The following is a 21,034-nucleotide window of genomic DNA, read 5'->3' on the forward strand; positions in this document are numbered from 1 at the left end:
ACGCGGCCGTTCGCCAACAACTCCGTTGCTGCTCCGTCCGCCGTCTCGTCAGGAAATCCTAGGCGTGCGGTCTCGACACGCCATAACGCCTAGAACAGGAAATACCGCTGCGCCATGGGCAGCACTTCCGCCGGCTCGCAGGTCAGCAGCTCGCCATTGGCGCGCACCTCGTAGGTTTCTGGATCGACCTCGATCGTGGGCGTCATGTTGTTGAGCACCATTGAGGATTTCGAGATGCCGCCACGGGTGTTCTCGACCGCGACGAGTTCCTTGTCCGTGCCGAGATGGTCGCCCAGTCCGCTGTCCATGGCGGCAGCGGAGGTGAAGACCACGGAAGAGGCGGTGCGGGCCTTTCCGTAGGCGCCGAACATGTAGCGGTAATGCACCGGCTGCGGTGTCGGGATCGAGGCGTTCGGGTCGCCCATCGGGGCGGCGGCGATGGTTCCGCCGATCAACACCATGTCGGGCTTCGCGCCGAAGAAGGCCGGGTTCCACAGCACGAGGTCGGCGCGCTTGCCCACCTCGATCGAGCCGATCTCGCTGGCCATGCCGTGCGCGATGGCCGGATTGATCGTGTATTTGGCGATGTAGCGGCGGACACGATAATTGTCGTTCTGGCCGTGTTCTTCCGGCAGGCGGCCGCGCTGGCGCTTCATCTTGTCGGCGGTCTGCCAGGTGCGGATGATCACCTCGCCGACGCGGCCCATGGCCTGGCTGTCGGAGGCGATGATGGAGAACGCGCCCATGTCGTGCAGGATGTCTTCGGCCGCGATGGTTTCCTTGCGGATACGGCTCTCGGCGAAGGCGACGTCCTCGGGGATGTTGGCGTCGAGATGGTGGCACACCATCAGCATGTCGAGATGCTCATCGACCGTGTTGACCGTGTAGGGCCGGGTCGGATTGGTCGACGACGGCAGGATGTTGGGCAGGCCGCAGACCTTGATGATGTCGGGAGCGTGGCCGCCGCCGGCACCCTCGGTGTGGAAGGCGTGGATGGTGCGGCCCTTGATGGCGTCGATGGTCGATTCCACGAAGCCGCTCTCGTTGAGCGTGTCGGTGTGGATCATCACCTGCACGTCGTAATCGTCGGCGACCGACAGGCAGTTGTCGATCGCGCCGGGCGTCGTGCCCCAATCCTCATGCAGTTTCAGTGCGCAGGCGCCGCCGAGGATCATCTCCTTCAAGGCGCCGGGCAGCGAGGCGTTGCCCTTGCCGGCAAAGGCGAGGTTCATGGGGAAGGCGTCGGCGGCCTGGATCATGCGGCCGATATGCCAGGGGCCTGGGGTGCAGGTCGTCGCCAGCGTGCCGTGCGCCGGGCCCGTGCCGCCGCCGAGCATCGTGGTCAGCCCGCTCATCAGGGCGTCCTCGATCTGCTGCGGGCAGATGTAGTGAATGTGGGAGTCGAAGCCGCCGGCCGTCAGGATCTTGCCTTCGCCCGCGATCGCCTCGGTGCCCGGGCCGATGACGATGTTGACGCCCGGCTGCGTGTCCGGATTGCCCGCCTTGCCGATGGAGTGGATGCGCCCGTCCTTCAGGCCGACATCGGCCTTGTAGATGCCTGTGTGATCGACGATCAGCGCATTCGTGATGACGGTGTCGACGGCGCCGGCCTCGCGGGTCGCCTGGCTTTGGCCCATGCCGTCGCGGATGACCTTGCCGCCGCCGAACTTGACCTCCTCGCCATAGACGGTCCGATCTTCCTCCACCTCGATGAAGAGCTCGGTGTCGGCGAGACGGACCTTGTCGCCAGTGGTGGGGCCGAACATGTCGGCATAGGCGGCGCGGGAGATTTTGGCGGGCATCAGCCAAGTCCTTTCGAGGAAACGTGCTTGGATATGTTCGTGGGGAGGCCGGGCAAGCGCGGGGCGCCGATGCAGGCCCGCGAGCGATGCGCCCGGAAACGGATCACGCTGGTTACGGCCATCAGTTCGGCTCCACCAGCGCGCGCAATTCGGCGACGCGCGCCTGGGTCATGCGGGCCTTGCAGCCGGAGACGAGCAGCGGTTCCAGCGAACCGCCACGGGCCTGGAAGCCCACGCTTTCGCACTGGCCGTCGCGGTAGTCGATCCAGGCGCGCTGGGCTTTCATCAGGGCCGCGTCCGCACCGGCGAGATCGGGCGACATGGCCTTCAGTTCCGCGTCCTGCTCCTTCATCGCCTTGCGGACCTGGGGCCACAGCGCGTTGAGCGCCTCGTCGGCGCGCTTGTAGTCCATCGCCGCGCACCAATTCATGCCTTGCTGCGGCAGCATGTCGGGCTTCGAACAGTCCCATTCCTGCGCCACGGCGGGCAGGGCGGCAAGGCAGGTCAGGGCGAGGGCCGACGCGAGACGGATCATAGTTCGCCCATCACCGCTTGGCGGAAACCGTAGACCGTGCGGTCGCCGGCGAGCGGCACCAGCGTGACCTCGCGTTCCTGGCCCGGCTCGAAGCGCACGGCCGTGCCCGACGCGATGTCGAGGCGCATGCCGCGTGCCTTTTCGCGGTCGAAGGACAGTCCGGGGTTGGTCTCGTAGAAATGGTAATGCGAGCCGACCTGAACCGGGCGGTCGCCTGTGTTGGCGACCATCAGCGTCACTGTCACCGCTCCGTCGTTCAGGACGATGTCGCCGTCTGCGGTGATGACTTCTCCGGGGATCATGTGTTCTCTCCTGTGCTCATGCTGCCGCCTGGCCCATCTTGAGGCCGGAGGCCGGTCGGCCTTGTTGTGATTGGTTGAGGGGGGCATGCCGCATGCCGCTCGATCTCCCGTTCCAGTGTTTCCGCCGATGCGTCGAAACGGGCTTCGAGCGTCGGCTCCAGCCCGCGGCAGGTATCGACCACGCGGCGCGCCCATTTCAGATACTTCGCGTTGCCCTTCGCATCGAAGCGGCCGTCGGGCAGCCCGATCAATTCCTCCACATTGGAGGTCTTGTCGGCGAGTTTCAGTCGTTTCACGCGCGGGCCGGAGCCGGCCGTATGGGCGACCTGACGCTCCCGGCGCGCTTTTCCCTTCAAGCCCGCCGGGTCGGTCACGTCCATGACCAGATCGGCGATGTCGTCGCCGAACTGCGCTCGGATGTCGGCCTCAGTGACGCTCGTGTCCTCGACCGTATCGTGCAGGTAGCAGGCGGCGACCAGGACGGCGTCGAACGGCTCCAGTTCCGCGCACATCGCCGCGACTTCGGCCAGATGGTTGAAATAGGCGTCGCCGCGGTCTTCGCGCATAACGCCGTCATGCGCGCGCGCCGCGAACTGCACGGCGCGGGCTATCAGGCGGGCTTGGGACGCTGCGGCGGACACGGCAATCCTCAGCGGATCGGTTCGTGCACGGTCACCAGCTTGGTGCCATCGGGAAAGGTGGCTTCGACCTGGATGTCGTGGATCATCTCCGGGATGCCTTCCATCACCTGATCGCGGGTCAGCACATGGGCGCCGGCTTCCATCAGGTCGGCCACGGAGCGGCCGTCGCGGGCGCCCTCGACGACGAAATCGGTAATCAGGGCAATGGCTTCCGGGTGATTGAGCTTGACGCCTCGCGCCAGCCTCTTGCGCGCGACCTCGGCGGCCATGGCCACCATCAGCTTGTCTTTTTCACGCGGTGTGAGCTGCATTCGTTCCCCCGAGAACTGTCCTGGTTGGCGGTTCGGTCGAACCGGGCGCATCGTGGAAAAAATGCCGCGCAAGTGCAAGCGTAATGTGCAGAGCGGGCGGGAGCTTCCGGCCTGCTCAAAAAATAGGCAAAATGGGCATTTGATGGCCCGGCTATTTATTTTACCCCTTGAAAAAAACCCGCCGAGCCGGTCTAATCTGCCGATGGCGCAGTCCAGGCGCCGGGGAGGAACTGAATGTATCTGGGAATCGACCTTGGCACGTCGAGCGTCAAGGCGCTGCTGATCGACGCGCAGCAGGCCATCATCGATTCGGCCTCCGCGGAGGTGTCGCTGTCGCGGCCGCATCAGGGCTGGTCGGAACAGAACCCGGCGGACTGGATCGCCGCGACCGAACAGGCGCTCGGCGCATTGCAGCGCGATCATCCGGCTGAATTGGCGGCCGTGCGCGGCATCGGGCTCTCAGGCCACATGCATGGCGCGACGCTGCTCGGCGAAGAAGACACCGTTCTTCGGCCCTGCATTATGTGGAACGACGTGCGCTCCCACGCGGAGGCCGCCGCGCTCGACGCCGATCCGCGCTTTCGCGCCGTCACCGGCAATATCGTCTTTCCGGGCTTCACCGCGCCGAAGCTGCTCTGGGTCAAGAACAACGAACACGAACTCTTCACGAAGATCCGCAAGGTGCTGCTGCCGAAGGATTATCTGCGGCTCTGGCTGACCGGCGAGCATATGTCCGAAATGTCGGATTCCGCCGGAACGAGCTGGCTCGACACCGGTGCACGGACCTGGTCGGCCGAGCTGCTGGCTGCGACCGAGCTCGGCCAGGAACACATGCCGTCTCTGGTCGAGGGCAGCGCACCCGGCGGAGCATTGCGCGCCGAGATTGCCGCGCGCTTCGGCCTGACCGCCGGCATCACGGTCGCGGGCGGGGCCGGCGACAATGCGGCGGCCGCCATCGGCATGGGCACGGTCCAGGACGGCGCGGCCTTCGCGTCGCTCGGCACCTCCGGCGTGCTGTTTGCGGCCAACAACGCATATCTCCCGAACGCCGAAAGCGCCGTTCACGCCTTCTGCCACGCATTGCCGAACACCTGGCACCAGATGGGCGTGATCCTCGCGGCGACGGATTCGCTCAACTGGTACGAGAAGATCACCGGCGTCGATGCGGCGGAACTGACGGCCGCGCTTGGAGAGGCGCTGCAGGGCCCGTCGGGCGTGATCTTCCTGCCGTATCTCGGTGGCGAGCGCACCCCGCACAACGACGCCTCGATCCGCGGCGTCTTCGCCGGCATCGGACACGAGAGCGACCGGGACACGCTGACGCGCGGGGTCATGGAGGGCGTCTGTTTCGCCTTCCGCGATTGCCTGGAGGCGCTGAGCGACGCGGGTACGACGCTTGAGCGCGCCACTGCAGTCGGCGGCGGCTCGCGTTCGGCCTATTGGCTCCAGCTGATGGCCACCGTGCTCGGCATTCCGATCGAAGTGCCGGCGGAAGGCGATTTCGGGGCTGCCTTCGGTGCCGCGCGGCTTGGCCTGATGGCCGCCGAAGGCGCCGACCCGGCCGCAATATGCACCCCGCCTGCCGTCGAGACCGTGCACGAGCCCGTCCGCGATCTCGAAGCGGCCTTCGGCGAGGCCTATCGGCGCTACCGCGCCCTCTATCCAGCCATCAAGGGAGTGATGACATGAGCACTGGCTTTTTCGGCGACGTCACCAAGATCGCATATGAAGGCCCCGAGAGCGTCAATCCGCTCGCCTTCCACCACTACGATGCCGACGAAGTCGTCATGGGCAAGCGAATGGAAGACCATTTGCGCTTCGCGGTCGCCTGGTGGCATTCCTTCGCCTGGACCGGCACGGATCCCTTCGGCGGCGACACCTTCCAGCGGCCCTGGTTTCCGGCCGACTCGATGGAACTGGCAAAGCTGAAGGCCGACGTCGCCTTCGAGATGTTCACCGCGCTCGGCGCGCCGTTCTATTGCTTCCACGATCAGGACGTGCGCCCGGAAGGCGCGAATTTCGCCGAGAACACCAGGAACCTCGAGGAGATCGTCGACTATCTCGGCGAGAAGCAGCAGGCGACCGGCGTGAAGCTTCTGTGGGGCACGGCGAACCTGTTCTCCAACCGGCGCTACATGGCGGGCGCTGCCACCAACCCGAACCCGGACGTCTTCGCCTTCGCCGCGGCGACTGTGAAGAGCTGCATTGACGCCACGCAGAAGCTCGGCGGCGCCAATTACGTTCTTTGGGGTGGCCGCGAGGGCTACGAAACCCTGCTCAACACCGATTTGAAGCGCGAGGATGCCCAGCTCGGCCGGTTCCTCAATCTCGTGGTCGAGTACAAGCACAAGATCGGCTTCGAGGGCACGATCCTGATCGAGCCCAAGCCGCAGGAGCCGACCAAGCACCAGTACGATTACGACGTCGCGACGGTCTACGGCTTCCTGAAGCGGCACGGGCTGGAAAACGAGGTGAAGGTCAATATCGAGCAGGGCCATGCGATCCTGGCCGGTCATTCCTTCGAGCACGAAATCGAACTGGCCCAGGCGCTCGGCATTTTCGGGTCCATCGACATGAACCGCAACGACTACCAGTCGGGTTGGGACACGGACCAGTTCCCCAACACCGCGCCGGAAGTCGCGCTTGCCTATTACGCCATCCTCAAGGGCGGCGGCTTCGGCACCGGCGGCACCAATTTCGACGCCAAACTGCGACGCCAGTCGCTCGATCCGGAAGATCTGCTGATGGCCCATATCGGCGGCATGGACACCTGCGCGCGCGGCCTGAAAGCTGCGGCGAAGATGCTGGAGGATGGCGTGCTGGCGGGGTTCGTCGAAGACCGCTATGCCGGCTGGACCATTCCCGAGGCAAAGAAGATGCTCGACGGCGGCTTCACGCTCGGTGAAATCGAGGAATGGGTCCGCAAGGCCGACCTCAATCCGCAGCCGGTTTCGGGGCGGCAGGAATATCTGGAAAACGTGGTCAATCGCTACGTCTGACCGGCACGGCGAGGGCCGAATGGCGGGAGTACGGCTCGCATGAAGGTCCTCGTCCTTACCTATGGCTCGCGCGGCGACGTGCAGCCCTATGTCGCCCTCGGCCTCGGATTGAAGGCGCGCGGCCACGAGGTGACGCTTGCGACCAGCGAGCGGTTCCGGGCGTTCGTCGAGGACCGTGGCTTGCGCTTCGGCTCGATGAGCGACGACCTTCTCGCGATCATCGACACCGATCAGGGCAAGGACCTGCTCGAGAAGGGCAGCAGCCTCTTCCAGATCGTCAAGAGCAGCATCCGGATGGCGCGACAGGTCGCTCCGTTGCAGCGGGCGATGATGCGCGAGACCTGGGAGATCGCACGCGACGTCGATCCCGACATCATCGTCTATCATTCCAAGGCCGGCTCCGCGCCGCATATCGCCGAGAAGCTCGGCGTGCCATGCGTGCTCGCGACGCCCATTCCGATGTTCGTGCCGACCCGGGCCTTTCGCTTCGTGGTCTTCCCGGACTGGAAGCTCGGCGGCTGGTACAACAAGGCAACCTACGCGCTGATCCTGTTCCTGACCAACCGGGTCTGGGCGCGCTACATCCGCGACTTCCGCACATCCATCGACCTGCCGCCGCTGAAGACCTACGACATGCGCAGGACGGCCGACGGCCGCGACATCCCGATCCTGCACGGGCACAGCGAGGCGGTGTTGCGCCGTCCGGATGACTGGCCGGACAGCGCCCACGTCACCGGCTACTGGTTCCTGCAATCAAACACGGCGTGGACACCGCCGGAGGATCTTCAGGATTTTCTCGATGCCGGGCCGCCGCCCGTCTATGTCGGCTTCGGCTCGATGGCGGGGCGCGATCCGCAACGACTGGCTCGTGTCGTCGTCGAGGCGTTGCAGCGCGCCGGCCTGCGCGGGATCATCGCCACGGGATGGGGCGGGCTGAAGGCTGACGCCTTGCCGGACACGATCCTCAGGATCGACCAGGCGCCACATGAGTGGTTGTTTCCGCGTGTGGCGGCCGTCGTGCATCACGGCGGTGCCGGCACAACGGCGGCGGGGCTGCGCGCGGGCAAGCCATCGGTCATCGTGCCTTTCTTCGGCGATCAGCCCTTCTGGGGGAGCCTTGTCCACGCAATCGGCGCCGGACCGAAGCCGATCCGCCGGAGCCGGCTGACTGCTGCACGCCTTGCCGCGGCATTGCGCGAGGCGACCGGTTCGCACGACATGCAGGCCGTCGCGGCGCGGATCGGTGAGCAGATCCGCCGAGAGGACGGAGTGGCCCGCGCAGTCGCGCTCATCGAGGATATCGCAAAGAGCGATCCCGCGTGACCGCTCCGCTGGACGCTGTCGGGCGAAGCGCCTAAGCATGCCTGGTCTGAATGGGGAGGAAAATCATGAAACTGTCGGCCAATCTCGGGTTCCTGTGGAAGGACCTGCCGTTGCCGGACGCCATTCGTGCGGCTCATTGGGCAGGGTTCGACGCCGTCGAATGCCATTTTCCCTATGACGTGCCGGTGGACGCGGTGAACGCGGCGCTGGCCGAGACCGGCCTGCCGATGCTGGGTCTGAACACGCGAAAGGGCGCTGCCGACGAGTTCGGCCTTGCCGCGATGCCGGGCCGCGAAGAGGAGGCACGCGCGGCCATCGCCGAGGCGATCGACTATGCCAGGGCGATCGGCTGCCGGAACGTGCACGTGATGGCCGGCAAGTCGGGCGCTGAGGGCGACGCCGTCTTTCGCGCCAACCTGGATTATGCCTGCGAACTGGCCGGTGACATCACGATCCTGATCGAGCCGATCAACGCGCGCGACGTGCCGGGCTATCACCTGGCGACGCTGGAACAGGCCGCCGATCTGGTGATCAGCCTCGGGCATCCGAACCTGAAGATCATGGCCGACTGCTACCACGTCCAGATCATGGGCGGCGATCTTGTGAGGCGCATCGAGCGGCATCTGCCGCTGATTGGCCATATCCAGTTCGCGGCGGTGCCGTCACGGGGCGAGCCGGGGTCCGGGGAGCTCAACTACCGATGGGTTCTCCGTGCGCTGGGCACACTTGGATATGACGGCTGGTTCGGGGCCGAATACAGACCGGCCGGGCCGACCGAGAACGAACTCGGCTGGATGGACGCCCTTCGCGCGGACTAACGGGCGATGCGCTCCAGGCCGCCGAGGATGAAATCGGCGACGAGGTCGGCATAGGCCTCGCGGCTCAGGCCGCTGCCGTCGCGGTGCCACATGTAGAACCAGTTCAGCATGCCGAAGGCTGACATGGCGGCAGGCCGCAGGAGGTCCGGCCGGCTTTCGAACAGGGCCGGGGCCGTCGCGGCGACCGTGTCGGACATGATCGCGACGAGCCGCCTTTGCAGGTCCTTCAGCACCTGCTGCTGCTCGTCCGACAGGGCGGAGATCGCGTCGAGCTGCACCTTGTGTTCGGCGTCGGCGTCGCGATAGGCGGCGAGAATGGTCGCGGTCAGGCCGCGCAGCGCCTCGACCGGATCGTCGGCCGGCGGACGGTTTTCCACCGCCTCGACCAGCTCGGACAAATGCACCTGCACGATGTCGAACAGCAGGGCGTCCTTGCTCTCGTAATAATGGTAGATCAGCGCCTTGGAGACGCCGCAGGCCTTGGCGAGCTCGCTCATCGAGGCGCGGTCGTAGCCGTTCTCGGCGAAGAAGGTCGCCGCGGTCTTCAGGAGCGCGGCGCGTTTCTCGTCATGGTCCTTGGCGATGCTGCGAGCCAATGGCCGACTACTCCTTCGGCCTGTTGTCGAGGATGCGTTGGGCCTTGCCTTGGCTGCGCGCGACGCCCTCGGGCGTCTTCACGTCCACGCGCGCGGTGATGCCGATCACCTGCTTGATGCGCTCGCCGAGATCGGCGGCGGCGGTGGCGCGGGCGATCTCGTCGGCATGGTCTGCCAGCGCCTCGACATGCACGGTCATCTCGTCCATCCGGCCTTCGCGGGTCAGCTCGATCTGGAAGTGCGGGGCGAGGGCGGGGATCTTGAGGATCTGCTCCTCGATCTGGGTAGGGAAGACGTTGACGCCGCGGATGATCATCATGTCGTCGGAGCGGCCGGTGATCTTCTCCATGCGGCGCATCGACCGCGCCGTGCCCGGCAGCAGCCGCGTCAGGTCGCGCGTGCGATAGCGGATGATCGGGAAGGCTTCCTTGGTCAGCGAGGTGAAGACCAGTTCGCCCTGTTGCCCGTCGGGCAGTACCTCGCCCGTCACCGGGTCGATGACTTCCGGGTAGAAGTGATCCTCCCAGATATGCAGCCCGTCCTTGGTCTCGACGCACTCATTGGCAACGCCCGGGCCCATCACCTCGGAAAGGCCGTAAATGTCGACGGCGTGCATGTCGAAGGCCTGCTGGATCTCCTCGCGCATGGCGTTCGTCCAGGGTTCGGCACCGAAGATGCCGACCTGCAGCGGGCTTTCCCGCGGGTCCAGACCCTGGGCGCGGTATTCGTCGAGGATCGACAGCATGTAGGAGGGCGTCACCATGATTGTGGAGGCCTTGAAGTCCTCGATCAGCGTGACCTGGCGGGCGGTCATGCCGCCTGAGACCGGCACCACCGTGCAGCCCAGTTTTTCGGCGCCGTAATGGGCGCCCAGGCCGCCGGTGAACAGGCCGTAGCCATAGGAGACATGCACGACGTCGCCCGGACGGGTGCCCGAGGCGCGCATGGAGCGGGCGACCACGCTCGCCCAATTGTCGATGTCGTTGCGCGTGTAGCCGACGACGGTCGGTTTGCCCGTCGTTCCCGACGAGCCGTGGATGCGCGCCACCTGGTCGCGCGGCACCGCGAACATGCCGAAGGGATAGTTGTCGCGCAGGTCCTGCTTCACCGTGAAGGGAAACTTCGCCAGGTCCGACAGGTCCTTCAGGTCGTCGGGGTGGACTCCGGCCTTGTCGAAGGCGTCGGAATAGAAGGGCACGTTGTCATAGGCGTGGCGCAGCGACCACTGCATGCGCTCCAGCTGCAGGGCGGCGATCTCGTCGCGCGAGGCGATCTCGATCGGGTCCAGTTCATGGCGTGCGGGTGCGATGTCTTTCATGGGGTCATTCCTCCCGAGGCGGCGCCGCCGCCGATGTCATTCGTCTTCTTCGAACAGCGTGCCGCTGATGGTGCGGGCCAGTCCGCGGAACAGCGCGATGGTCGCGCCGTCCTGGTTGGTGACGGTCACGTCCCAGGTGCCGGAGCGGCCGGATCGCGCGATTTCCCGCGCGGTCGCCGTCAGCCTGTCGCCGGCCTTGCCCGGCGCGACGAAGGTGATCGAGTTCGTCTGGGCGACCGTCACCTTGTTGTAGGAGTTGCAGGCAAAGGCGAAGGCGCTGTCGGCCAGCGCGAAGATCACGCCGCCATGGCAGATCTTGTGGCCGTTGGCCTGGCAGTCCTCGACGGTCATCGACATGACCGCCGTGCCGGGACCGACCGCGTCGAGTTGCATGCCGAACCACTTGCTGGCGTCGTCGGTCGCCCACATGGCTTCTGCGCTTCTTTCGGCGCGTTGCTGGTCGCTGATGGTCATCGCCGTCAAGCCTTTCCGGAAAAGGAGGGGGGACGCTTCTCGAAGAAGGCGAGGACGCCTTCGGCATAGTCGGGCGTGTGGCCGGCGCGGCCCTGATAGTCGGCTTCCAGGTCCAGTTGAGCGTCGAGCGAATTGTTCGGCGCGTCCTGGATGAGTTCCTTCGTCAACGCGTAGCCGACGGTCGGGCCCTTGGCGAAGCCGGCGACGAGGGCGCGCGCTTCCTCCATCAGCGTGTCGTCGGGGCAGGCTTTCCAGATCAGCCCCCAGTCGGCGGCCTTGGCGGCGGGCAGGGGTTCTCCGGTCAGTGCCAGCGCCTTGGCGCGGGCTTCGCCCAGGAGGCGGGTCAGCGCCCAGGACCCGCCGGCGTCGGGAACGAGACCGATCTTGGCGAAGGCCTGGATGAAGCTGGCGCTCTCGGCCGCGAGCACGATGTCGCAGGCGAGCGCGATGTTGGCGCCGGCGCCCGCGGCGACGCCGTTGACGGCGCAGACGACGGGCTTCGGCGCTGAGCGGATGAGGCGGATCAGCGGATTGTAGAAGCGCGCGATCGTGTCGGAGAGATCCGGCGGGCCGTCGAGCTTGCGCGGATCGCGATCGGACAGATCCTGGCCGGCACAGAAGCCCTTGCCGTTTCCGGTGAGCAGGATCGCCCGACATGCTTCGTCGCCGGCGGCTTCTTCGATCGCCGCGCGCAGAGCCAGATGCATCTCCTCGTTCAGCGCGTTGCGCCGGTCGGGCCGGTTGAGGGTAATTTCCGCCCAACCGTCATGTTGGGTCTTCAGGACCGTATCGCTCACGCCTCTCCTCCCGCGAATTCGACGTCATGAGAAAATCGTTGCATAAACCGACCGGCCGGTCAATATTGTTTTCAGCAACGCAACCGGGAGGAGCGCATCATGACCGCTTTGATGCTGGAGAGTTTCGCCGCAGGGCGCTGGGTCGGGCCGGGGTCGCAGGCGCGCACCATCGCTTCGGCCGTCACCGGCGATGCTGTCGCCATGGCCGGATCCGACCTCGACTATCAGGCGATGCTCGACCATGCCCGCACCGTCGGCGGACCCAATCTGCGCGCCATGACGTTCCACGACCGGGCCCGCATGCTCAAGGCACTGGCCACCTGGCTCGGCGAGCGCAAGGCGAAGCTCTACGAACTATCCCTTCATGCCGGCTGCACCAAGGCCGACAGCTGGATCGACATCGACGGCGGCATCGGCACCGTGTTCGTCTTCGCCTCCAAGGGCCGTCGCGAAATGCCGGACGGCCATGTCTATGTCGACGGCGCGGTCGAGCAATTGTCGCGCAACGGCACGTTCATCGGCCAGCACATCGCGACGCCGCTGCAGGGCGCAGCCGTCCACATCAACGCCTTCAACTTCCCGGTCTGGGGTATGCTGGAAAAGCTCGCCCCGGCGCTGCTCGCCGGCGTTCCGGCAATCGTCAAGCCGGCGACAGCGACGAGCTATGTGGCGGAAGCCTGTTTCCGGATGATGATCGAGAGCGGCATCCTGCCGGACGGCGCCGTCCAGTTCATCGCGGGCGGGACCGGCGACTTGCTCGACCGGCTGACGCCGCAGGACGTGGTGTCGTTTACCGGATCGGCCGCCACCGCGCTCATGCTGCGCTCCAATCCGCACATCCTGCGCCACTCGATCCGCTTCATCGCCGAGCAGGACAGCCTCAACGCCTCGATCCTCGGTCCCGACGCGACTCCGGGGACGCCGGAATTCGATCTCTTCGTCAAGGAAGTGGTCAAGGAGATGACGGCGAAGGCCGGGCAGAAATGCACCGCCATCCGTCGTATCATCGCGCCGAAACCCGTGGAAGCCGATCTGATCGACGCGATCCGGGCGAAGCTTTCGAAGACCGTCATCGGCGATCCGGCGCTGGAGGGCGTGCGCATGGGCCCGCTCGCCTCGCAGGCACAGGTGCGTGACGTCCTGGAAAAGGTGGCCCGCATCGGCACGGAGGCCGAATGCGTTCACGGTGATCCGGCAGCGTTTGACGTGGAGGGCGCGGATGCAGAGAAGGGCGCTTTCGTTCCGCCGATGCTGTTCCGCTGCGCCGACCCCGCCGGCGCGTCGGCCGTGCACGAAACGGAAGCCTTCGGACCCGTGTCGACCGTGATGGCCTATGACACGCTGGACGACGCTGTCGCGCTCGCCAATCGCGGTGGCGGCAGCTTGGTCATGTCATTGATCACCCACGATCCCGCCGTCGCGCGTCAAGTGGCGATCGGGGCAGGCGCCTGGCACGGCCGCATCTATGTCAACGATCGGGATTCCATGGGCGAATCCACCGGCCACGGATCGCCTCTTCCGCACATGACGCATGGCGGACCGGGCCGTGCCGGCGGCGGCGAGGAAATGGGCGGCGTGCGCGGCGTGATGCACTACATGCAGCGCACCGCCGTGCAGGGCGGACCGGATATGCTGACCGCGATCACCGGCATGTTCGTGCCCGGCTCCAGGACGGTCGAGACGGACACGCACCCCTTCCGGCGGTATTTCGAGGATCTCGCCATCGGTGACACGCTGCGCACCAGTTCCCGGACCGTCACGATGGAAGACATCGAGCATTTCGCTCACTTTACCGGCGACACCTTCTACGCCCACATGGACGAGGAGGCGGCAAAGGCCAATCCTTTCTTCCCCGGGCGCGTGGCCCACGGTTATCTGCTCCTGTCCTTCGCTGCCGGTCTGTTCGTCGATCCTGCGCCGGGCCCGGTGCTGGCCAATGTCGGGCTTGAGGGTCTGAGTTTCCAGAAGCCGGTCTCGGCGGGTGATTCCATCCGCGTTGCCCTGACCGTGAAGCGCAAGACGAAGCGCACCGACACCTATGGCGAGGTGCGCTGGCACGTTGTTTTGACCAATCAGGACGACGAGACCGTGGCGACCTACGAGCTTCACACGATGAACGCCTATCGGGATGTTACCTGAACGCCGCAATTTTCGGATTTGATGTTGCGCAATTTGCGCGGCGGACTGTATCTCGTTGTGTCGAAAGGCATTTCGAGAGGCGCATGGCAGAGCAGAGGCACGACTGGGACGCGATCCTGTCCGCATTGCGCGGGCCTGAACGGCTGCGCGTCTGGTCGGTCATCATCACCATCTTCGGCGACGCGATCGTCCCGCGCGGCGGCTCCATCCCGTTGCAGGCGCTGCAGGAAATCATGGGCCGACTGGGCATCGAGGCCGGCGCCGTGCGCACGGCGTTGTCGCGGTTGGCATCGGAGGGCTGGGTCATCCGCGAGCGCGACGGCCGGCGCAGCCACTACAGTCTCGACCGGCGCGGCTTGCGCGCCTTCGACGTCGCGACGCAACGCATCTATGCGCCCGGCCCGCCGGAATGGGACGGGCGATGGACCGTCGCGGTGCCCATTCTGGGTGAAGACAGCGCTGCTGGCGAGCTGGAAGCGGCGGGCTTCGTTTCCTGCAACGGCACCTGGCTTCGGCCGGAAACGGTCGGGGCGCGGCCGGTTCCGGGAAATCTCGGCGCCTATCTCCTGATCGCCGACCAGCCGGGCATCGCGCCGCCGGACGCGCATCGTTTCTGGAACATGGACGGCGTCGCCGAGGCGGTGGGCGCGTTCCTGGAATCGCTGCGGCCGCTGTCCGATGCGCTTGATGCGGGCGGAGACCCTGCGCCTCTGGACGCGATCGCCATGCGCACGCTCATCATCCACCATTGGCGGCGAATCATTCTGCGCGCTCCCATCCTTCCGGTGGCGCTTCTGCCGCCGTCATGGCCGGCGCTCGAAGCGCGGACCCGGCTGCGGGCAGTCTACAAGCTGCTGGCGCTGCCGAGCGAGGCCTGGCTCGATGCGATCGACCTGCCGCCGCATGCCGATCCCGCGGGTTTCGACGACCGTTTCGGGGACGGTCAGTCTTCCAGATAGGCGAAAGTCATCATGGTCGTGACGGCGGTCTTTCCGCCGTTCGCCGCGGCGATGTCGACGCTCGTATAGGCCATGCGCTTGCCGTTGGAGAGCACGTTCACGCGGATCTCGGCGTCGCCCGGCGGCAGGGGGCGCATGAATTTCACGGCAAGATCGACGGTGGAGCACATGCGGAAGCGGCCGTTCAGGGCCGAGAGCGTCACCACCGCGCAGGTGTCGGCGGCGGCCGCGGTCGCCTGACCGCAGACCACGCCGCCAACATGCACGAGGCGGTCATTGGCCGGCAGCAGGAAGCGCCCGCCCGATGCGTCGAACTCAAGCGGCTCAAGGGCGAGGTCGACCACCCATGGTGCAAAAATCCCGGCCAGCAACTCCTTCGCTTCGTCGACACCGAACGCCATGGAAATTCTCCTCCGATCTTATGTTACAAAAGTTGCGGATGTAGCAGAAATCTGTTACATAATGCATCGGCCATTCATTATGCACCGGAGCCAACAATGTACAGCCAGGGATTGATCGGGGCGCAAACTGCGACCGAGGAGGACGAGGCGTTTCTGGAGCGGTTTCAAGCCCGCATCGATGCCGACGAGAAAATCGAGCCGACAGACGAGATGCCGGAAGGCTATCGCCGCACGCTGATCCGCCAGATCGGCCAGCACGCCCATTCCGAGATTGTCGGCATGCTGCCGGAGGGCAACTGGATCACGCGCGCGCCGACGCTGCGCCGCAAGGCGGCACTGCTCGCCAAGGTTCAGGACGAGGGCGGCCACGGGCTTTACCTCTATTCCGCCGCCGAGACGCTTGGCGTCACCCGCGAGCAGATGACCGACGAGCTGCTCGCCGGAAAGGCGAAATACTCGTCCATCTTCAACTACCCGACACTCACCTGGGCCGACATCGGCGCGATCGGCTGGCTCGTCGACGGCGCGGCGATCATGAACCAGATTCCGCTCTGCCGCTGTTCCTACGGTCCGTATTCGCGGGCCATGATCCGCGTCTGCAAGGAAGAGAGCTTCCATCAGCGCCAGGGCTACGAAATCATGATGGCGCTCGCCCGCGGCTCGAAAGAGCAGAAGGACCTGGCGCAGGACGCCCTGGATCGGTGGTGGTGGCCGTCCCTGATGATGTTCGGGCCGCATGACAGCGACAGTCAGCATGGCGACCAGTCGATGCGATGGAAGATCAAGCGCTTTTCCAACGACGAACTGCGCCAGAAATTTGTCGATGCCACCGTTCCGCAGGCCGAGTTCATCGGTCTGAAGGTTCCTGACCCCGAATTGAAGTGGAACGAGGGCAAGAACGGCTACGATTTCGGCCCGATCGATTGGGACGAGTTCTGGCGCGTGGTGAAGGGCAACGGCCCGATGAACCGGGATCGCATGGCCGCGCGGCGCAAGGCCCATGCCGATGGCGAATGGGTGCGCGAGGCCGCCAACGCTTACGCCGCCAAGCGCCGTGCGCGCGCCGAAGCCAGCAAGATTGCAGCGGAGTGACTGTCATGACCAACACGACACCCCTTTGGGAAGTTTTCATCCGGCCGCGCAACGGCCTTGCCCATCGCCATTGCGGCTCGCTGCATGCGGCCGACGCCGAGATGGCGCTGCAGGCGGCGCGTGACGTCTACACGCGGCGCGGCGAGGGCACTTCGATCTGGGTCGTCCCTTCGGCCGAGATCACTGCCTCCGACCCGAAGGACAAGGACGCGCTTTTCGAGCCGACGGCCGACAAGATCTACCGCCATCCGACCTTCTACGACATCCCCGACGAAGTCGGACACATGTAAGGGCCGATGACGATGAAGGAGGAGCTCTACGAACTGCTGCTGCGGCTCGCCGACGATCACCTGATCCTCGGCCACCGCGTCTCCGAATGGTGCGGTCATGCGCCGACGCTGGAAGAGGATCTCGCGCTGCCCAACATCGCGCTCGACCTGATCGGACAGGCGCGCTCGCTCTACACCTATGCCGGCGAAGTCGAGGGCAAGGGCCGTGACGAAGACCAGTTGGCCTATCTGCGGCTGGAGCGCGACTATCGCAATCTGCTGCTCGTCGAACGTCCGAACGGCGATTTCGCCCATACGATCCTGCGCCAGCTCTATTTCTCGGTCTTCATGCAGGCCTGGTGGCGCGAGGCGGTGAAATCAACCGACGAGACGCTGGCGGCGATCGCGGCCAAGGCGGTCAAGGAGACGGTCTATCATGTCCGCCACGCGGCGGAGTGGACCATCCGTCTCGGCGACGGAACGGCGGAAAGCGCGCGTCGCATGGCAGACGCCGTCGAGGCGCTTGACCGTTACACCGGCGAGATGTTCGCCAGCGACGCGGTCACCGACGCGCTTGCCGAAGCCGGCATCGCTCCGGATCCGGCGTCGCTGAAGGCGGAATGGGACCGCGTGATCGCCGAAGTCTTCGCCGAGGCGATGCTGGAGATGCCGGATGCGCAGACCTACCAGCAGACCGGTGGCCGCCAGGGCAAACATGGCGAGGAAATGGGCTTCCTGCTCGCCGACCTGCAATACATGCAGCGCGCCTATCCGGGGATGACATGGTAGCGCAAGCCGCCATCGACCGCGCCGAGATGCAGGCGAGGGCGTGGGAAGCCGCCGCGGCGGTGCCCGATCCCGAAGTGCCCTGCGTCACGGTCGCGGATCTCGGCATCCTGCGCTCCGTCGATATCGACGAGGCAGGGATGGCGGTGGCGAAGGTCACGCCGACCTATTCCGGCTGTCCCGCCACGCTCGCGATCGAGTTGTCGGTCGAGACCGCGTTGCGCGAGGCTGGCTTCGACGCACGGGTCGAGCGGGTCATGTCGCCGGCCTGGACGACCGACTGGATCGGCGAGGACGCGCGCGAGAAACTGCGCGAATATGGCATCGCTCCGCCGGTGGAAGCCTCCGGCTCAATCCGCTCGCTCTTCGGCGAGACGCAGGTCGCCTGTCCGCGCTGCGGCTCCACCGACACGTCGCGCATCTCCGAATTCGGCTCGACGCCCTGCAAGGCGCATTATCGCTGCGAGGCCTGCCTCGAGCCGTTCGACTATTTCAAGTGTATTTAGGAAAACCGGCCATGTCGCTGCAATTCCATGACCTTTCCGTCTCTACCATCACCCGCGAAACGCCCGATTCCGTCTGCCTGACCTTCGACGTTCCGGACGGACTGCGCGACGCGTTCCGTTTCCATCCGGGCCAGCACCTGACGCTGCGCGCCACGATCGGTGGCGAGGACGTCCGCCGTTCCTATTCGATCTGCTCCGGCCTGAACGAGGGCCGCTTGCGCGTCGGCGTCAAGAAGGTGGATGGCGGCCTTTTTTCCGCTTTCGTCAATGACCGATTGAACGCCGGCGACGTCATTCAGGTGATGCCGCCGCAGGGGCGGTTCGCCGTGGAAGTGACGGAGAACGGCGCCAACAACTACCTGATGGTCGCGGCGGGCTCCGGCATCACGCCGGTCCTCTCGATGATCCGCTCGATCCTGGAGGGCGAGCCGGCCAGCGAGGTGACGCTGGTCTACGGCAACCGCGAGACGTCCTCGATCATGTTCCGCGAGGAGCTGGAAGACCTGAAGGACCGTTTCCTCGATCGCTTTCGCACCGTGCACATCCTGTCGCGTGAAACGCAGGACGTGCCGCTCTTCAACGGCCGGATCGACGCCGGGCGCCTGGGCAAGCTGGCGAGCGCCGGGCTGATCCAGCCGGGCGAGGCCGACGGCATCTTCATCTGCGGGCCGGGCGAACTGATCGACGAGGCCGCGCAGGCGCTGGAAGGCCTCGGCGCGGACAAGGCGCGCATCCATTTCGAGCGCTTCACCACCGACGGCGTGCCGCGCAGGGCCTCCGCCGCGACCCGTGAGGCGGCCGAAAAGGGCGCGGCCGTGGAGGTCATCCTCGACGGCGTGTCGAAGAGCTTCGCCTATGACGACCCGTCGAAGCGGGTCGTGGACGCGGCTGCGGCCAAGGGCATCGAATTGCCCTATTCCTGCGCCGGCGGCATGTGCGCCACCTGCCGCTGCAAGATCGTGGAAGGGTCCGCCGAGATGGACGCCAACTACTCGCTGGAGCCGTGGGAAACCGAGGCCGGATACGTGCTTGCCTGCCAGGCGCGGCCGACCTCGGAGAAGCTGGTGCTCGATTTCGACGCGGTCTGATCCGTCAGGCGCCGAAATAGGTCCCGTGCGCGAGGTCGTCCAGCAGGCTGGGGCCGGTCGGCCGCCAGCCGAGGCGCTGTTGCGTCAGGTCGCTTGACGTCGGCATGTCGAGCGCGGCGAAATTCGCCATCCACCCGAAATTGCCGGGAGCCTCTTCTGGCGTGAGCGAGGCGACCGGCAGGCCGAGTTTCTTTCCGATGATCGCGGCGATGTCGCGAAACGCCGCGCCGCCGTCGCCGACGCCGTGATAGCGCGCACCGCCCTCGCCCTTCTCCAGCGCCAGAACGAACAGCCTCGCCGCATCGTCGACATGGACGCCCGGCCAGCGGTTGGCGCCGTCGCCGACATAGGCCGAAAGACCCTTTTCGCGCGCGATGCCGATCAGCGCCGGGACGAAGCCGTGATCGCCCTTGCCGTGAACCGATGGCGACAGGCGGACGGCCGAGACGCGCACGTCCCGCTCCGCAAAGGGTAGCGCCGCGGCCTCCGACAGGCGGGGAACCGCGGGATCGACGGGGTCGTTCTCGGTGCCGACAGGTCCAGTCCTCGAGATGGCGAGCCCCGAGGTGACGAGTAGCGGCCGGCCCGTCCCGGCCAGCGTTTCGCCGAGTGCCGTGATCGCGTGCCTGTCCACTTCCACTGACGCCATGTAATTCGAGAAATCATGGATGAACCCCATGTGGATCACGCCGTCGGCCTGTTTCGCGCCTGCGATCAGGCTGTCGGTGTCGGTCAGGTCGCCCGGAAGCGCTGACGCTCCCGCGGCCGCCAGTTTCGCGGCGGAGGCCTCCGAGCGGGCGAGGCCGGTCACGGTGTGGCCGGCGCGCAAGAGTTCTCGAACGACCGCGCTGCCCACGAACCCCGTCGCTCCGGTAACGAATACATGCATGGTTTCCTGTCTCCTTGTATGATGGCACAAGGAATAGACGGGACCGGCACTTGGAAAAGCCGGGATCTTATACCGGTATAAGAACCAACAGGCTCACCGCATGGGCGACAAGGCAAACCCTCTGGGCACCTATCTGAAGGAGCGTCGGGCACGGCTCGATCCGGAAGCGTTCGGCTTCTCGATGTCGCGGCGGCGGACGCCGGGTCTGCGCCGCGAGGAAGTTGCGCAGCTCGCCCATGTCAGCGCGACCTGGTACACGTGGCTTGAACAGGGGCGCGGCGGCGCGCCCTCGGCCGACGTGCTCGACCGGCTGGCGCGGACATTCGCGCTTGACGACGCAGAGCGCGAGCACATGTTCCTGCTCGCGCAGGAGCGGCCGCCGAAGGTCCGGCCGAAGGAACCGGCCCGCGTGACGCCACAATTGCAGCGGGTGCTCGATTCCTTCGCCGACACGCCGGCCATCGTGAAGACGCCCGACTGGACCGTCGTCGCCTGGAACCGGGCGGCGAGCGCGGTCTTGGTCGACTACGCGCAATTGCCGGAACGCGAACGCAACGTGCTGCGGCTGATGTTCGGCCGGCGCGACAAGGATAGGATGCCCGACTGGGAGGCTGTCGCCCGGGCCGTCGTGGCCACGATGCGGCGCGATGTCCTGCGCGCCGGCATGCAGTCACAGACCGAGGCCCTCGTGGAGGACCTGAGCGCGCAAAGCGAGGAGTTCCGGCAGATGTGGGCCGAGCACGACGTCCGCGCCCACGGGGAGGGCGTGAAATCGATCCGCCACCCCGTCGCGGGGCGGCTCGACCTGGAGTTTTCCACTTTCGCGGTCGATGCGCGGCCGGATCTGGCCATGGTCGTCTTCAATCCGGCGACGGATGAGGACAGGCTCAAGATCCGTCAGTTGATCGCCTGCTAGATCGCCGGAAGCCCGTCTTCCGGGGCCGCCTGGCGGGCGGCACAGCGCCCTTAAGCCATTTGTTACGGTTTTT

At 66.0% G+C, this 21,034-nt stretch carries 23 protein-coding genes; 12 read left to right on the forward strand and 11 right to left on the reverse strand.

What is annotated here, in order from left to right; genetic code table 11:
* Nucleotides 1-89 precede the first annotated feature (89 nt).
* The 5 genes from ureC to MRY80_RS14890 form a co-directional block, all read right to left on the reverse strand.
* The gene (gene ureC / locus MRY80_RS14870) at nt 90-1,802 is read right to left on the reverse strand and encodes an urease subunit alpha (protein ID WP_293291813.1); all 1,713 of its coding nucleotides are present in this window, start codon (nt 1,800-1,802) and stop codon (nt 90-92) included.
* 121 nt (nt 1,803-1,923) lie between these two features.
* Nucleotides 1,924-2,337 (reverse strand): lysozyme inhibitor LprI family protein, encoded by a 414-nt coding sequence (locus MRY80_RS14875; protein ID WP_293291814.1) that lies wholly within the window; start codon nt 2,335-2,337, stop codon nt 1,924-1,926.
* Nucleotides 2,334-2,639, reverse strand: a complete 306-nt coding sequence (locus MRY80_RS14880) for an urease subunit beta (protein WP_293291815.1) — start codon at nt 2,637-2,639, stop codon at nt 2,334-2,336. The genes MRY80_RS14875 and MRY80_RS14880 overlap by 4 nt, the downstream gene beginning before the upstream one ends.
* Complete coding sequence (locus MRY80_RS14885) at nt 2,636-3,238, reverse strand: HD domain-containing protein (RefSeq protein ID WP_293291816.1); 603 nt, start codon at nt 3,236-3,238, stop codon at nt 2,636-2,638. Before MRY80_RS14885 ends, MRY80_RS14880 begins: the two co-directional genes overlap by 4 nt.
* A gap of 50 nt (nt 3,239-3,288) precedes the next feature.
* Nucleotides 3,289-3,591: an urease subunit gamma gene (locus MRY80_RS14890; RefSeq protein WP_293291817.1), complete on the reverse strand. Its 303-nt coding sequence runs from the start codon at nt 3,589-3,591 to the stop codon at nt 3,289-3,291.
* Between the two features lie 234 nt (nt 3,592-3,825).
* Between MRY80_RS14890 and xylB the strand changes: the two genes are divergently transcribed.
* The 4 genes from xylB to MRY80_RS14910 all read left to right on the forward strand — a co-directional run bounded on the left by xylB (nt 3,826) and on the right by MRY80_RS14910 (nt 8,731).
* Complete coding sequence (gene xylB, locus MRY80_RS14895) at nt 3,826-5,280, forward strand: xylulokinase (protein WP_293291818.1); 1,455 nt, start codon at nt 3,826-3,828, stop codon at nt 5,278-5,280.
* A complete protein-coding gene (xylA, locus tag MRY80_RS14900; RefSeq protein WP_293291819.1) occupies nt 5,277-6,590 on the forward strand; it encodes a xylose isomerase in 1,314 nt (437 codons plus the stop codon). Before xylB ends, xylA begins: the two co-directional genes overlap by 4 nt.
* Nucleotides 6,591-6,629: 39 nt before the next feature.
* On the forward strand, nt 6,630-7,913 hold the full coding sequence (locus tag MRY80_RS14905) for a glycosyltransferase (RefSeq protein WP_293291820.1): 1,284 nt from the start codon (nt 6,630-6,632) through the stop codon (nt 7,911-7,913).
* Between the two features lie 65 nt (nt 7,914-7,978).
* On the forward strand, nt 7,979-8,731 hold the full coding sequence (locus MRY80_RS14910) for a TIM barrel protein (protein ID WP_293291822.1): 753 nt from the start codon (nt 7,979-7,981) through the stop codon (nt 8,729-8,731).
* Here the strand turns inward: MRY80_RS14910 and MRY80_RS14915 are convergent.
* The 4 genes from MRY80_RS14915 to paaG are packed head-to-tail and all read right to left on the reverse strand — an operon-like array spanning nt 8,728 to nt 11,916.
* Nucleotides 8,728-9,327, reverse strand: a complete 600-nt coding sequence (locus MRY80_RS14915) for a TetR/AcrR family transcriptional regulator (protein ID WP_293291823.1) — start codon at nt 9,325-9,327, stop codon at nt 8,728-8,730. The two genes, MRY80_RS14910 and MRY80_RS14915, sit on opposite strands and share 4 nt — an antisense overlap.
* A gap of 7 nt (nt 9,328-9,334) precedes the next feature.
* Nucleotides 9,335-10,645: a phenylacetate--CoA ligase PaaK gene (paaK, locus tag MRY80_RS14920; RefSeq protein WP_293291825.1), complete on the reverse strand. Its 1,311-nt coding sequence runs from the start codon at nt 10,643-10,645 to the stop codon at nt 9,335-9,337.
* Between the two features lie 36 nt (nt 10,646-10,681).
* Nucleotides 10,682-11,119, reverse strand: a complete 438-nt coding sequence (gene paaI, locus MRY80_RS14925; protein WP_293291826.1) for a hydroxyphenylacetyl-CoA thioesterase PaaI — start codon at nt 11,117-11,119, stop codon at nt 10,682-10,684.
* Nucleotides 11,120-11,124: 5 nt separating this feature from the next.
* Entirely contained in the window at nt 11,125-11,916 is a 792-nt protein-coding gene (paaG, locus tag MRY80_RS14930; RefSeq protein ID WP_293291827.1) for a 2-(1,2-epoxy-1,2-dihydrophenyl)acetyl-CoA isomerase PaaG, read from the reverse strand.
* 99 nt (nt 11,917-12,015) lie between these two features.
* Between paaG and paaZ the strand changes: the two genes are divergently transcribed.
* Together paaZ and MRY80_RS14940 are read left to right on the forward strand one after the other, a co-directional pair.
* Complete coding sequence (paaZ, locus tag MRY80_RS14935) at nt 12,016-14,055, forward strand: phenylacetic acid degradation bifunctional protein PaaZ (protein WP_293291828.1); 2,040 nt, start codon at nt 12,016-12,018, stop codon at nt 14,053-14,055.
* 83 nt (nt 14,056-14,138) lie between these two features.
* Nucleotides 14,139-15,014 carry a PaaX family transcriptional regulator C-terminal domain-containing protein gene (locus MRY80_RS14940; RefSeq protein WP_293291829.1) on the forward strand — a complete coding sequence of 292 codons (876 nt, stop codon included), beginning with the start codon at nt 14,139-14,141 and terminating at the stop codon, nt 15,012-15,014.
* On the opposite strand, the gene MRY80_RS14945 is transcribed toward MRY80_RS14940, so the two are convergent.
* Nucleotides 14,999-15,415: an acyl-CoA thioesterase domain-containing protein gene (locus MRY80_RS14945; RefSeq protein ID WP_293291831.1), complete on the reverse strand. Its 417-nt coding sequence runs from the start codon at nt 15,413-15,415 to the stop codon at nt 14,999-15,001. The two genes, MRY80_RS14940 and MRY80_RS14945, sit on opposite strands and share 16 nt — an antisense overlap.
* Before the next feature lie 96 nt (nt 15,416-15,511).
* On the opposite strand from MRY80_RS14945, the gene paaA reads away from it, so the two are divergent.
* The 5 genes from paaA to paaE are packed head-to-tail and all read left to right on the forward strand — an operon-like array spanning nt 15,512 to nt 19,156.
* Nucleotides 15,512-16,507: a 1,2-phenylacetyl-CoA epoxidase subunit PaaA gene (gene paaA, locus MRY80_RS14950; RefSeq protein ID WP_293291832.1), complete on the forward strand. Its 996-nt coding sequence runs from the start codon at nt 15,512-15,514 to the stop codon at nt 16,505-16,507.
* 5 nt (nt 16,508-16,512) lie between these two features.
* Nucleotides 16,513-16,797, forward strand: coding sequence for a 1,2-phenylacetyl-CoA epoxidase subunit PaaB (gene paaB / locus MRY80_RS14955; RefSeq protein WP_293291833.1), 285 nt, complete (start codon nt 16,513-16,515; stop codon nt 16,795-16,797).
* Nucleotides 16,798-16,803: 6 nt separating this feature from the next.
* On the forward strand, nt 16,804-17,565 hold the full coding sequence (gene paaC / locus MRY80_RS14960) for a 1,2-phenylacetyl-CoA epoxidase subunit PaaC (RefSeq protein WP_293291834.1): 762 nt from the start codon (nt 16,804-16,806) through the stop codon (nt 17,563-17,565).
* A complete protein-coding gene (gene paaD, locus MRY80_RS14965; RefSeq protein ID WP_293291835.1) occupies nt 17,559-18,068 on the forward strand; it encodes a 1,2-phenylacetyl-CoA epoxidase subunit PaaD in 510 nt (169 codons plus the stop codon). Before paaC ends, paaD begins: the two co-directional genes overlap by 7 nt.
* Nucleotides 18,069-18,079: 11 nt before the next feature.
* Entirely contained in the window at nt 18,080-19,156 is a 1,077-nt protein-coding gene (gene paaE / locus MRY80_RS14970; protein WP_293291836.1) for a 1,2-phenylacetyl-CoA epoxidase subunit PaaE, read from the forward strand.
* A gap of 4 nt (nt 19,157-19,160) precedes the next feature.
* Here paaE and MRY80_RS14975 read toward each other — a convergent pair whose 3' ends face one another.
* Entirely contained in the window at nt 19,161-20,045 is an 885-nt protein-coding gene (locus tag MRY80_RS14975; protein WP_293291837.1) for an SDR family oxidoreductase, read from the reverse strand.
* Nucleotides 20,046-20,145: 100 nt separating this feature from the next.
* Here MRY80_RS14975 and MRY80_RS14980 point away from each other — a divergent pair, with 100 nt between their 5' ends.
* Nucleotides 20,146-20,961 carry a helix-turn-helix transcriptional regulator gene (locus MRY80_RS14980; protein WP_293291838.1) on the forward strand — a complete coding sequence of 272 codons (816 nt, stop codon included), beginning with the start codon at nt 20,146-20,148 and terminating at the stop codon, nt 20,959-20,961.
* Nucleotides 20,962-21,034: the final 73 nt, after the last annotated feature.

Origin of the sequence: Oricola sp. (assembly GCF_022763245.1) — a bacterium.
Lineage (GTDB): Bacteria > Pseudomonadota > Alphaproteobacteria > Rhizobiales > Rhizobiaceae > Oricola.